The following is an 11685-nucleotide window of genomic DNA, read 5'->3' as shown; positions in this document are numbered from 1 at the left end:
CACTGCGGAACGCGGGGCTGTGCATGGCGTGAGCGGCGACTGCGCCTCGACCCGGCTGGGCGCCCCCGGCTGGGCGCCCCCGGCTGGCTGCACATGTTCGACGCCGAGCCCGACGAAGGCCGCATCGAGCCGCTCCAGTTCGGCCACGGTGCGGCGCAGCGCTTCGGTGTCGAGACAGAACGCGTCGCTGAAAAGCGCATCGCGCGTCTTGTCGAGGCGGCGCGCGTCGCGGATCGCGCGCTTGAGTTCGCGCTGACGGGCGAAGCGGGCCAGATCGATGCGTCGCGAGAGCGCAACGAGGAGCGGCTGCAGCGACACCCCGGCTGGCGATGCGTGCGCGTCAGCCATGCCGCCACTGCCAGCGCCGTCGCCACGCGCGAGCATGCGCTCGAAGCGCTCGATGCTGTTGCGCAGCCGCCGGAACGCGTCGATCAGGTCGCGGATCAGCTCCGCGCGCTCGTGCCCCGACGCGGGGCGCAGCGTGGTGATCGTGGCCGCGAAGCCGTTCGCACCGGCCGGCGCGGGTACGCGACGCACCTGCGGTATCGATATTGCCGTTGTTGCGCTTACGAGGCGCCGACTACTCGCCAATTCCTGCCTCCGTCTGCTGGATGGTCGTTCGATGTATTCTATAGGATACATCGATTCGGAGACGGAGCGCATGAATCGCGCGGCGCCCGTGTTCCTGTGGCGCCACGCCGCATGAACTAAAATTACCGCTTTGCGCCTCGCTTATTGCCTCGTTGCGCGCGCACCCGATTTTTCGCTTTTTCCCGCTGTTCAATGACCACACCTTCTCCGGAGGCGGCGTCCGACGACCCGCCCAGCCTTTCGCGCAATCGCGGTTTCCAGCGCTTCTATGGCGCGCGCGTGCTGTCGTCGCTCGCGTTCCAGATGCTCGCCGTCGCCATGGGCTGGCACATCTACGCGCTCACGCATAGTGCGTTCGCGCTCGGTCTCGTCGGCCTCGCGCAGTTCCTGCCGATGTTCTGCCTCACGCTCGTCGTCGGCCACGTGGCGGACCGCTACGACCGCAGACGCATCGCCTCCGTCTGCCAGCTCATCGAATGCGCCGCCGCCCTGACCTTCGCGGCCGGCACGGTCGGCGGCTGGCTGAGCGCGCCGCTCATCTACGCGCTCGCCGCGTGCATGGGCGCAGCGCGCGCATTCGAGTCGCCCGCCATTTCGTCCTTGCTGCCGGGTGTCGTGCCGCGCTCGCAGCTGCCGAACGCGACCGCGTGGTCGACCTCGGCGAACCAGACGGCGAACATTGTCGGCCCGGCGCTGGGCGGCCTGCTGTACGGCATCGGCGCGACGCCGGCCTACGCGGCCTGCTCGCTCGCGTTCGCGGCGGCCGCTACGCTCTCGGGCACGATCCCGCTGCGCGCCAAACCGCCCGCGCGAGCCCCCGTCACGCTCGAATCGGTGTTCTCGGGCATCGCGTTCATCCGTTCGCAGCCCGTCATTCTCGGCGCGCTGTCGCTCGATCTGTTCGCGGTGCTGTTCGGCGGCGCGACGGCACTCTTGCCCGCGTTCGCCCGTGACATCCTGCACGCCGGGCCCATCGCGCTCGGTCTGTTGCGCTCGGCGACGGCCGCGGGCGCGCTGGCGGGCTCGATCTGGCTCGCGCATTTTCCGCTTCGCCGCCGGCCGGGTCTTGCGATGTTCGGCGGCGTGATCGTGTTCGGCTGCGCGACGATCGCGTTCGGGCTGTCGCACGACATCGTCGTGTCGCTGATGGCGCTGGCCGTGCTGGGCGCTTCCGACGTGGTGAGCGTGGTCGTGCGCACGTCGCTCGTGCAGCTGCGCACGCCCGACGAAAAGCTCGGCCGCGTGAGCGCGGTCAATTCGCTGTTCATTGGCACGTCGAACCAGCTTGGCGAGTTCGAGTCGGGCCTCACCGCTGGCTGGTGGGGCGCGCAGCGCGCCGTGCTGGTGGGCGGCGTGGCGACGATCTGCGTCGCGCTGCTGTGGATGCGGCTCTTTCCGGCCCTGCGCGACACGCGCTCGCTCGAGCGCGAAGAGGCGCACGCCACCGCCAGCGCGAACTGATCGCGCATGCGGCAACCCGCGGCGCCCCGTTTCACCGCTGCCGTGCGCCGGGGTTTGCCGTTATCCTTTCGCGAGGGCCCGCTCGCAGCAGCGGACGTAGCGGACGCCCGTTTTTCTCATCCACCCATCAAGTCATGCATCCATCGACCATCGTCCCGAGGAGCGCCGCATGCGCGTAGGCCGCCCCGTCAAGGCGCTGCCGCAGCCGCTGTGCGATTACTGCGGCGCGAAAGCGGTGCTCGCGCGCTTCGCCGACGAGGCCTACCCGTATCGCGACGATCATGGCCCGCTATGGGTCTGCACGCCCTGCGAGGCCTGGATCGGCGTGCCCGCGCGCAGCACGCGCAACGTGCCGCTCGGCCGGCTTGCCAACGCCGCCCTGCGCGACGCCAAGAGCCGCCTGCACGACGCGCTCGAACCGCTGGTGGCCGCGAAGATGCGGCGCGACAAGGTCAACGCCTTCGAGGCACGGGGCAAGGCCATCCGCTGGCTCGGGGACGAACTGGGCTTCGACCTGCCCAATCCGTCGATCCACCTTCTGAGCCTCGAGCAGTGCGAGCGGGCCATCGCGCACATCGAGGCGTTCATGGCCGCGCGACGCGCCGACGGCGGGGGCGAGCGCGAACCGCGCTGAGCCGGCCGCCGCCAGCCGCTTGCCCGCCTGTCAGGCGATGCGCGGCGCATGTCTGTCACTGATAGTTACATTCGATTTGAGGGTCGGCGCTTAACCTTCGGCGCGCCGTGCCGTTATTGCACGGAACAGACTCTTACTTGCCCTTCCATGGCCAGGACCATCCCTTTCCCGCAGCGCTCGCAAGCCGGTCGCCCCCGACGCAGCAAGTCGATGCTGCTGCCGATCCCGCGCGCGGTCGCCAACGAACTCGCGCTGCAGGTGCATCTCGCGCTCGCCGCGCTGCGCCGCGGCGGCACCGGCGACGACGCACGCGCGTTGCTCCATGCTCACGTGCTCGCGCAATCGATTGCGGAGGCCGGATATGGCGCGCTCGAGCCGGAACAGGTGCGAGCGGCGGATGCCGCGCTGATCGCCTGTTTCGAGAGCGGCAACACGGGCGGCGGCTGGCAGCTGGACGATGCGGGATTCGAGGCTGTTGCGCAACTCGTGAATGTGTACGACCGCCAGTTGCAAGGCGCGCCGCTGTGGGCGCTGACCGAGGCAAGCGAGCGGCTCGAGCGCATGGGCGCAGGCGATGCCAGCCAGCACGCATTGCGCAAGAGCGCGTGACGCGCGCGACGCCGGGTACGCATCTTGCGGCCGGCTTGGATGACCGTCGCCGCACAGACCCAGTAGTTAGCAGGCGGTATGGTGAAGTGAACGATCCTCTTTGAAAGACGAGCCGGATCGAGGCGACAGACGGAAGGCCGCCGGCGGGCGATGCATCCCCAAAAAATGCATGGCCGCGCCGATCGAGCCAGGGATGCGCTGTGGCGAACCGGGCGCGTGCCCGAGCGGGCCGCCGGTGCGCGCTGTGGTGACATTGGCACGAGATTTGACGCGGGATGCAAATCGTGTTGACTTCGGACAGGTGGCGCGCCTAAAATTCGCCCGTCTTAACAAAAGGGGCTGACGCCTTGGACAGTAGCAGTTGTCGATCTTCGAACAGTTTCGCTGCCTGACCGGCAGGACGTCCGCGCTCCTTTTCTTCCCGCCGCCGTCTTGCCAGCCAGGCAGATGGTGCGCGTCCAGCAGTAAATCCTCGTGCACTCTTGAATAGCGTCGACCGACGCCGCAGCGCCTTGACCGTATCGAGCGCCGCGGATGGCCGACATCGCGCCGTAAGCCCGCCCTGATCGATGCGCGCTTGCGGCACGGTTCGTTCGTTGCGCCCTGAGCGCGACGCGCGGATCGACACATGCGCGCTTTGAAGCCCTTGAAGCCGCTTCGCGTTCGAGCTACCGACTCGATGCAAGCCCTGGGCTCAGCCGCCGTGACGATAAGGAGTTCCGATGTCTGACAGTGACAGTTATCCGTTATGCCGCTTCCTTTTGAATTGCACTGAGGAAAGCGGGCAGACGCGAGCCGCCGCGCGCTGAAAGATTGCGCCCTGCCGGGTCTGCTGGCTTTCCTCCCCAACGCGTCCCCCGCGACGCCAGGAGAACCAGTATGAACTTCGGCCTTCTTTTGCCGCATCTGTCGCAACTGCAGCAAACGCAGCACACCTTCCATCCCGATCTGCTCGGCGCGCGTGAGCGCGCGAGCGCCCCGCCGCCCTGCCGGGAATCGCGACTCGCCGCGCGCTGGCGAGACCTGCGAGCGCGCGTGTTTCGGGTCTGAATCAGACAAGCAGTAACGGATCCCCGCGCGTATGCCCAGCCGGCCTGGCCGGCCCTACGCGCCGCGCGAGGGATTCGCGCAATAACCCATCGCCGGTGCTTCGACATGAACCAGTTCAACCACACATTGCGAACGACCCGCTGCGCAGCGCGCGCCTGCGCCGGCGTGCTCGTGCCCACGCCAGTACTCGCTAACGGAGGCCGCTAATGGAGTTCAGCTTCAACCTGAACCGCACGGCCAACGCCTCGGCGTGGCGCGTGCTGCCGAACCGCTGGGACTTCGTGGCGTTCCCGCTGATGATCGGCCTGATCGCAATGGCGGCCGTGGGCTTTCACGAGACGATGGCGCCCATCGCCACGTTGAAGGCGCAGCCCATCTCGCTCGATCCCGCGAACCTGCCCGAGTACGCCATGCGCACCACGCTGCGCATGCTTGCGGCGATGGTGGCCTCGCTGATCTTCACGCTCGTCTACGGCACGCTCGCGGCGAAGAGCCGCCGCGCGGGCCAGGTGCTCGTGCCGATTCTCGACATCCTGCAGTCGGTGCCGGTGCTCGGCTACATCTCGTTCACGGTCACGTTCTTTCTCGCGCTCTTTCCCTCGCGCGTGCTGGGGGCCGAGCTCGCGGCAATCTTCGCGATCTTCACGAGCCAGGCGTGGAACATGACGTTCAGCTTCTACCAGTCGCTGCGCACGGTGCCGCGCGATCTGGATGAAGTCTCGCGAGGTTTCCATCTCACGGGCTGGCAGCGCTTCTGGAAGCTCGAGGTGCCGTTCTCGATGCCGGGCCTCATCTGGAACATGATGATGTCGATGTCGGGCGGCTGGTTCTTCGTGGTGGCCTCCGAAGCGATCACGGTGGGCAACAACACGATCACGCTGCCGGGTGTCGGCGCGTATCTGGCCCAGGCGATCGCGGAAAAGAACCTGCACGCCGTGGGCTGGGTGATCCTCGCGATGGTCGTCGTGATTCTCGCGTACGACCAGTTCCTGTTCCGCCCGCTCGTCGCGTGGGCCGACAAGTTCCGCATGGAGAACACGAGCTCGGGCGACGCGCCCGAATCGTGGCTGCTCGACCTGATTCGGCGCACGCGTCTCATTCACCGTCTGCTCGTGCCGATGGGCTTCCTGCTCGCCACGCTCGCGCGCATTCCGTTGCGCGTGCAACTGCCGAAGTCGCTGCCCGTCGTGACCACGATCAGCAAGCGCTCGCGTATCGGCGACGTCGTCTGGGCCGCGTTCGTGATCGCGCTGACTGTGTTCGTGGTGTGGCGCGTCGTGGCCTATGTGCGCACGGGCGTCACGCTCGATGAAGTCTGGCACGTGTTCGTGCTCGGCCTCATCACGCTCTTTCGCGTGCTGCTCTTGATCGCTATCGCTTCGGTGATCTGGGTGCCGCTCGGCGTGCTGATCGGCCTGCGTCCGGCGATTGCCGAGAAGGTTCAGCCGCTCGCGCAATTCCTCGCCGCGTTCCCGGCGAACCTGCTGTTCCCGGTGTTCGTGATCGTGATCGTGCGCTTTCACCTGAACCCGGACATCTGGCTCTCGCCGCTCATCGTGCTCGGCACGCAGTGGTACATCCTCTTCAACGTGATCGCGGGTGCCAGCGCCTATCCGAACGACTACAAGGAAGCGGCCACGAACTTCCGCATTCGCGGCTGGCAATGGTGGAAGAAGGCCATGCTGCCGGGCATTTTCCCGTACTACATCACGGGCGCGATCACGGCTTCCGGCGGCGCATGGAACGCGAGCATCGTCTCCGAGTTCGTGCAGTGGGGCGACACGAAAGTCGTCGCGCATGGCCTCGGCTCGTACATCGCCCAAACGACCGCCGCCGGCGACTTCCCGAAGATCATTCTGGGCATCGCGATGATGTCCCTGTTCGTTACGTTGTTCAATCGCGTGCTCTGGCGTCCGCTGTACACCTACGCCGAGTCCCGGCTGCGCCTCGATTGAGATGGAGTGACATCATGCTGAATCCGAAAATCGTCTCTTCCGACCTGCTGCCGATGCGGCCCGCTCCCGGCCAGGAAGTGCTCGCCGTCAAGCATGTTTCGCGCGGCTTCGCGAAGAAAGAGGACGAGCGCCTCGTGCTCGACGACGTGAACCTCACGCTGCGCGAGGGCGAGATCGTCGGCTTGCTGGGCCGTTCCGGCTCGGGCAAGTCCACGCTGCTGCGCATCATCTCCGGGCTCATCGAGCCGACCGAAGGCGAGGTGAACTGGCTCGGCAAGCCGCTCGAAGGGCCGGCCGAAGGCGTATCGATGGTGTTCCAGACCTTCGCGCTGTTCCCGTGGCTCACGGTGCTGCAGAACGTGGAAGCGGGCCTCGAAGCGCAGGGCGTGGGCGCGCGCGAGCGCCGCGAGCGGGCGCTGGCGGCCATCGACCTGATCGGTCTGGACGGCTTCGAAAACGCGTATCCGCGCGAGCTTTCGGGCGGCATGCGCCAGCGCGTGGGCTTCGCGCGCGCGCTCGTGGTCGACCCGACGCTCCTGCTCATGGACGAGCCGTTCTCCGCGCTCGACGTGCTCACGGCCGAAACGCTGCGTACCGATTTGCTCGACCTGTGGACGCAAGGGCGTCTGCCGATCAAGTCCGTGCTGATCGTCACGCACAACATCGAGGAAGCGGTGTTCATGTGCGACCGCATTCTCGTGTTGTCGTCGAACCCTGGGCGCGTGTCGGCAGAGATCAAGGTGCCGTTCAAGCATCCGCGCAACCGGCTCGACCCGGCGTTCCGCAAGCTCGTCGACGACATCTACGCGAAGATGACGGCGCGCGAAGCCGCCGAGGCCACGACTCGCCGTCTCGAAGTGGGCAGCCGCCTGCCGGACGTGTCGACCAACATCATGGCCGGTCTGATCGAAACGCTGGCGGCCGCACCGTATCACGGCCGCGCCGACATGCCGGAAATCGCGCGCTCGCTGCATCTGGAAGTCGACGACCTGTTCCCGATCGTGGAAATGCTGCAGCAGCTCGGCTTCGCCGACGTGCGCGAAGGCGATGTGCTGCTCACGCCGCCCGCCCGCGTGTTTGCGGAGATGGGCACGCAGGCGCGCAAGCTCATGTTCGCCGATCACCTGCTGCGCAACGTGCCGCTCGCGGCGCGCATCAAGAAGGTGCTCGACGAGCGCCCGGGCCATCGCGCGCCGCGCGTGCGCTTCGAGCAGGAGCTGGAGGACGTGCTTTCCGATGTCGACGCCGAAGAAACGCTCGATACCGTGATCGAGTGGGCGCGTTACGGCGAGGTCTTTTCGTACAACGACCAGTCGGAAATCTTCAGTTTCGAGGACGTCGAGGCGTAAGGCCTGCGTCCCTGCAAAAACAAGAACGGGCGGCGAGGGTGACACCTCAACCGCCCGTTTTTTTGCCTGCAGAATCTGCTGGCCTTACTGGCCGATCCCGATCAGCTCGATTTCGAACGTGAGATCGCTGTTCGGCGGAATCGGGCCGACCGCGCGATCGCCATAAGCGGTCGCCGCCGGGCAGGTCAGCTTCGCCTTGCCGCCGACCTTCATCTTCTGCACGCCTTGCGTCCAGCACGGAATCACGCGATTGAGCGGGAAGGTCGCCGGGCCGCCGTGCTTGTCGGAGCTGTCGAATTCGGTGCCGTTCGCGAGCGTGCCGCGATAGTTCACGCGCACGACGTCGGTGGCGGTGGGTTGCGGACCGGTGCCTTGCTTGATGTGTTCGACGACGACGCCCGACGGCAACTTGTCGATGGGGTTGGCGGCGAACGCGGTCGTTGCAACGGTGGCAGCGGCGACCAGGGCAATCAGTGATTTCATGAGATGTCCTCGTTGAATGGCAAATCGATTATATCGGGCGCGCCGCGCAAGCAGAGGAAAGGTGAGCTTCTTCGGGACTCACCGCGCCGCGCGTGCAGCGCCTCATGCCACCGCTCGCAGACCTTTGATTAGACGGAGAACTTTACCCTGCCAGCGTTGCGCCGCGACGTTGCTCGCCCCGTATCGGTGAGACTTTTCGGGAGATCGATCGGGCGAAGCGACGGGTGAGGCCGGCGCGCGCGAGCCGCGCACCGGCCATGATGTCCCGCATCAATTCGGCTTGCCGCTCGACGACCCGTTACCGTCGCCCGACGCACCGGCGCGGCCGGCGCGCGGCTTGCCGCCTTGCGCGCCCGTCTTCGAAGCGCCGTGCGCCTGCGCCCGCGCGCGATCGTTGTCGGTGGCGTCGTCATCGTCGTGATCGTCGCCGTGCGTATGCCCTTCGACATCGTCACCGCGCGCCATGCCCACGAGGAAGTTGCGCTGCGGATTCGCCAGCTCGATGCCGCGCTCCGTGAAGCGCAGCAACACGCGCTTGTTGAACTCGCGCTGCACACCCCAGCGCGCCGAGTCCTTACACTGAATCTGCCCGACGAGCGTGACGGCCGCGCCATCCACCTGATCGACGCCCCAGTATGCGAAGTCGCTGAGAATGCCGTTCTTGAACGCGTCTTCCTTGCGGATCTCGGCGCCGATGTCCTTGAGCGTGTCGATGGCGCGCTGCAGATCCGCGCCATGCGCGATCTGCACCTTCACCGCCGCGTTGCCGATGCCGCGATTCGTGTTGTTCACCGTCGTCACCGAGCTGAACGGCACGGTGTAGAGCGAACCGTCGCCGCCGCGCAGGCGCACGGTGCGGATCGAGAGAAACTCGACCGTGCCCGAGACGCCCGCCACCGTCACCCAGTCGCCCACCTGCATGGCGTTTTCCGTCAACAGGAAGATGCCGGTGATGAAGTCCTGCACGAGCTTTTGCGAGCCAAAGCCGAGCGCCACGCCGAAAATACTCGCGCCCGCAATCAGCGGCGCGGTGTTCACGCCGAGCTGCGAGAGCGCGGTGAGCCCGACCACGACGAGGATCGAAACGAGCAGCGTGGTGCGGAACATCGGCAAGAGCGTGCGCAGACGCGCGGCGCGCACGAAGTCGCCCGCGTCGGTCCATGCGTTCAGGCGCCGCTCGGCCGCGCCGTTCGCGAACTCCCAGATCGCGACGGCGGCAATGACGGCGATCACGATAGTGAGGAGTGCAGAGCCCAGCAGATGCCCCATCGGCGCGAGCGCGAGAATGCGTGCGGGACGTAGGCCCCAGACGTGCAGCAGCAGGTCGAGCGAGACGATCCAGATCGCCACGACGACGATGCGCCGCAGTGCCGGGTAATAGCGATACGCACGGCGCTGGCCGAAGCTCATCTTCTCCTGATCGTCGCGCAAGCCGAACGCGCGGCTCAACGCCCCGAGCAGCACGATGGCGCTCACGCGCGCGGCGAGCAGGACGACGAGAGAGAGTCCGCCCGCGCGCAGCAGCGCCGCGTAGCCGCCGCGCAGATCGAGCGCCCAGACGAACCAGAGCGCGAGGACGACGAAGAGCGCCACGCCCACCCAGATGTCGGCGAACCATTGCATGAACCAGGCATACGAGCCATGGCGTGCGGCGGCGGCGCGCATGGCGTCGGCCACGGGGCGGCGCAGCTGCAGGATCATCACGGCAAGCGCGAGGTGGCCGACCAGCGTGACGACCTTCACGAGTGCGAGATGCGCGTCCTCGGTCATGCCGAGCGGCACCGCGCCGCCAATCGCTCCGCCCACGCCGCCGATCACGACGACGCGCACGAGCCAGCGCTGCGCGTAAGCGGCCCAGTCATCGGGCAGCGGCACGAGGCGCAGCGCGGCGGCGTCGGGCGCGAACAGCAGCTTGCCGAACATCACGATCACGCGGCAGATCACATACGTATCGACGATCTGGCCCACGGCTTCGGCGGGCGCGGCGTCGTCGGGGCCGAAGAGCGACAGCACGCCCGCGGCGCACAGGCCGAAGGCGATCACGGGCACGACTTCGAGCAGCATCACGAGCAACGCGCCCGGCAGACGCTGCAAGAGGCGCCAGTGATGCGCGCCGCGCAGCGCGTGGTACGCCTCTTTCGCGCGGTCGGCGGCGGTTTTTGGCGAGGCGCTGGCGTTGTCCTCGGCTTGCGCCGCGACCACGGTGGCGCGCGCTGCCGCGTTGGCGCCCGCGTTCGCGTTGGGGCCGGCGTTCGGGTCGCTGTCCTTTTCATCCTGGCCGCTCTTGCCCTCGGCCGGCTCCATGCCGGCGGCTTCGCGCAGGGCGTCTTGTTCCGCGTCGGCCTTCGCATCGGCGGCTTTCGCCTGCGCGGCGAGCGCGAGGCTCGTGCCCGTCGCTTCAGGTGTTTGTGGCTGCGGCGTCGGCGTGCCGCCTTGCGCAGGGCCGGCGTCCTCGCGCTGTTTCGCGGCCTGATGCGCGGCAATGGCGCGCTCCGGCGTGGCGACGACGCGGCGCAGCAGCGTGGCGAGCGCGAGCGCGGGCACGAGCGTGAGCAGCAGCACGCGCAGCAGCGCGAGCATCAGCGCGTGGCCTTCCGGCGTGTTCAGATGGTCCTGCCACCAGTTGCGCGTGGACCAGAGGCCGAGCAGCGTCGCGAACGTATGGCTCAGATGCTGGCCCATCGTGCGTGCGCCGTGCGCCGCGTGATCGGCGATCTGCACGACCAGACCGTTGGAGCGCAATGCGCCCGCGAGCGGCGCCGACGCGGGCGTGGCGGCCGCCGCGCCGGAGGCCGCGGCGGGCGCACTGGCCGCCGCGCTCGCCGAGGCGGGCGCGGCCAGCGCGCCAGCGGCGGCGATGGCGCGCAGCGTGTCCTCCATGTGGCCGCGCTGCACGGGATCGTCGAGCACCTGCAGGGCGGCTTGCGCCTGGGTGGGCGTGAGCGCCACGGGGGCGGCCGGGTTGGCCGCGTTGGCATTAGCGGCGGGCGCGGCAGGCTGCGCGGGATGCGCTGGGCTCGCGCCGGGCTTGAACGCTTCGGCGACGGTGGCCGGTGTCGCCGCCGCTGCACGCGACGCGCCGAGCGCGAGCGTCAGGCCGGCTGAAACGGCGAGGACGGCAACGAGAGCTTGCAGGCGCGACGCGCGCGGGAACCGAAAGGCAGAAGAAAGGGACATCCTTGTCATGGGCTTACGGGTCGCGACTGCGGCGACCCTTCAGTGGCGGCGGAGGAAAAGGCAGCGGGACAAAGCGCGCGGCTGGAAGCGCGTTGGCGCGGCGCATAGCCTGCCGGCGCCCGATTCGTCGGAACGTTCGACGCGCTGCCGCAATTTCGGTGCCCACTTTGTGCGTGGGTGGCCCGCAGGGCGTTTGCGGAACCGCCAAAAAATGGCGCGGCGCGCGAAACGTGAGTGCTGACTATGCCGGGAGTATGCCTCTTTTACCTTACGAACGCGGATGAGACGCGCATGCCGGGCGCCGATAAAAGGGACGTTTCATTGCCATACGCGGTTCGCGGCGTACGCGGGTTTTGATCAGTGGCGCGTGCGCCCG

Annotated in this window: 9 protein-coding genes; 7 read left to right on the top strand and 2 right to left on the bottom strand. The window is 67.7% G+C overall.

Annotated features, from left to right (window positions below; translation table 11 throughout):
- Nucleotides 1–93 precede the first annotated feature (93 nt).
- The 7 genes from AB3X99_RS07540 (at nucleotide 94) to AB3X99_RS07510 (ending at nucleotide 7649) form a co-directional block, all read left to right on the top strand.
- Complete coding sequence (locus tag AB3X99_RS07540; protein ID WP_368616557.1) at nucleotides 94–711, top strand: hypothetical protein; 618 nt, start codon at nucleotides 94–96, stop codon at nucleotides 709–711.
- Nucleotides 712–783: 72 nt separating this feature from the next.
- Nucleotides 784–2052, top strand: coding sequence for an MFS transporter (locus AB3X99_RS07535; protein ID WP_368616556.1), 1269 nt, complete (start codon nucleotides 784–786; stop codon nucleotides 2050–2052).
- A gap of 169 nt (nucleotides 2053–2221) precedes the next feature.
- Complete coding sequence (locus AB3X99_RS07530) at nucleotides 2222–2686, top strand: zinc-finger-containing protein (protein WP_069261524.1); 465 nt, start codon at nucleotides 2222–2224, stop codon at nucleotides 2684–2686.
- A 210-nt stretch (nucleotides 2687–2896) separates the two neighbouring features.
- On the top strand, nucleotides 2897–3295 hold the full coding sequence (locus tag AB3X99_RS07525) for a hypothetical protein (RefSeq protein ID WP_256094447.1): 399 nt from the start codon (nucleotides 2897–2899) through the stop codon (nucleotides 3293–3295).
- A gap of 879 nt (nucleotides 3296–4174) precedes the next feature.
- Nucleotides 4175–4345 (top strand): hypothetical protein, encoded by a 171-nt coding sequence (locus AB3X99_RS07520; protein ID WP_176732804.1) that lies wholly within the window; start codon nucleotides 4175–4177, stop codon nucleotides 4343–4345.
- 206 nt (nucleotides 4346–4551) lie between these two features.
- Nucleotides 4552–6300 carry an ABC transporter permease subunit gene (locus AB3X99_RS07515; RefSeq protein WP_342946864.1) on the top strand — a complete coding sequence of 583 codons (1749 nt, stop codon included), beginning with the start codon at nucleotides 4552–4554 and terminating at the stop codon, nucleotides 6298–6300.
- Nucleotides 6301–6314: 14 nt separating this feature from the next.
- Complete coding sequence (locus AB3X99_RS07510; RefSeq protein WP_069261521.1) at nucleotides 6315–7649, top strand: AAA-associated domain-containing protein; 1335 nt, start codon at nucleotides 6315–6317, stop codon at nucleotides 7647–7649.
- A gap of 84 nt (nucleotides 7650–7733) precedes the next feature.
- On the opposite strand, the gene AB3X99_RS07505 is transcribed toward AB3X99_RS07510, so the two are convergent.
- Together AB3X99_RS07505 and AB3X99_RS07500 are read right to left on the bottom strand one after the other, a co-directional pair.
- Nucleotides 7734–8132, bottom strand: coding sequence for an FKBP-type peptidyl-prolyl cis-trans isomerase (locus AB3X99_RS07505; RefSeq protein ID WP_069261520.1), 399 nt, complete (start codon nucleotides 8130–8132; stop codon nucleotides 7734–7736).
- 270 nt (nucleotides 8133–8402) lie between these two features.
- A complete protein-coding gene (locus tag AB3X99_RS07500; RefSeq protein ID WP_368616555.1) occupies nucleotides 8403–11309 on the bottom strand; it encodes a mechanosensitive ion channel family protein in 2907 nt (968 codons plus the stop codon).
- Nucleotides 11310–11685 lie beyond the last annotated feature (376 nt).

Origin of the sequence: Paraburkholderia sp. BR10882 (genome assembly GCF_040948855.1) — a bacterium.
GTDB classification, from domain to species: Bacteria; Pseudomonadota; Gammaproteobacteria; order Burkholderiales; family Burkholderiaceae; genus Paraburkholderia; species Paraburkholderia nodosa_A.
The sequence above is the reverse complement of the archived record's forward strand: the minus strand, read 5'-3'. Positions and strand labels throughout refer to the sequence as shown.

Excerpts from the sequence above, each read along its gene's own strand:
- AB3X99_RS07540 (WP_368616557.1), top strand. The coding sequence starts at position 94 with ATGTTCGACGCCGAGCCCGACGAAGGCCGCATCGAGCCGCTCCAGTTC.
- AB3X99_RS07535 (WP_368616556.1), top strand. The coding sequence starts at position 784 with ATGACCACACCTTCTCCGGAGGCGGCGTCCGACGACCCGCCCAGCCTT.
- AB3X99_RS07530 (WP_069261524.1), top strand. The coding sequence starts at position 2,222 with ATGCGCGTAGGCCGCCCCGTCAAGGCGCTGCCGCAGCCGCTGTGCGAT.
- AB3X99_RS07525 (WP_256094447.1), top strand. The coding sequence starts at position 2,897 with ATGCTGCTGCCGATCCCGCGCGCGGTCGCCAACGAACTCGCGCTGCAG.
- AB3X99_RS07520 (WP_176732804.1), top strand. The coding sequence starts at position 4,175 with ATGAACTTCGGCCTTCTTTTGCCGCATCTGTCGCAACTGCAGCAAACG.
- AB3X99_RS07515 (WP_342946864.1), top strand. The coding sequence starts at position 4,552 with ATGGAGTTCAGCTTCAACCTGAACCGCACGGCCAACGCCTCGGCGTGG.
- AB3X99_RS07510 (WP_069261521.1), top strand. The coding sequence starts at position 6,315 with ATGCTGAATCCGAAAATCGTCTCTTCCGACCTGCTGCCGATGCGGCCC.
- AB3X99_RS07505 (WP_069261520.1), bottom strand. The coding sequence starts at position 8,132 with ATGAAATCACTGATTGCCCTGGTCGCCGCTGCCACCGTTGCAACGACC.
- AB3X99_RS07500 (WP_368616555.1), bottom strand. The coding sequence starts at position 11,309 with ATGTCCCTTTCTTCTGCCTTTCGGTTCCCGCGCGCGTCGCGCCTGCAA.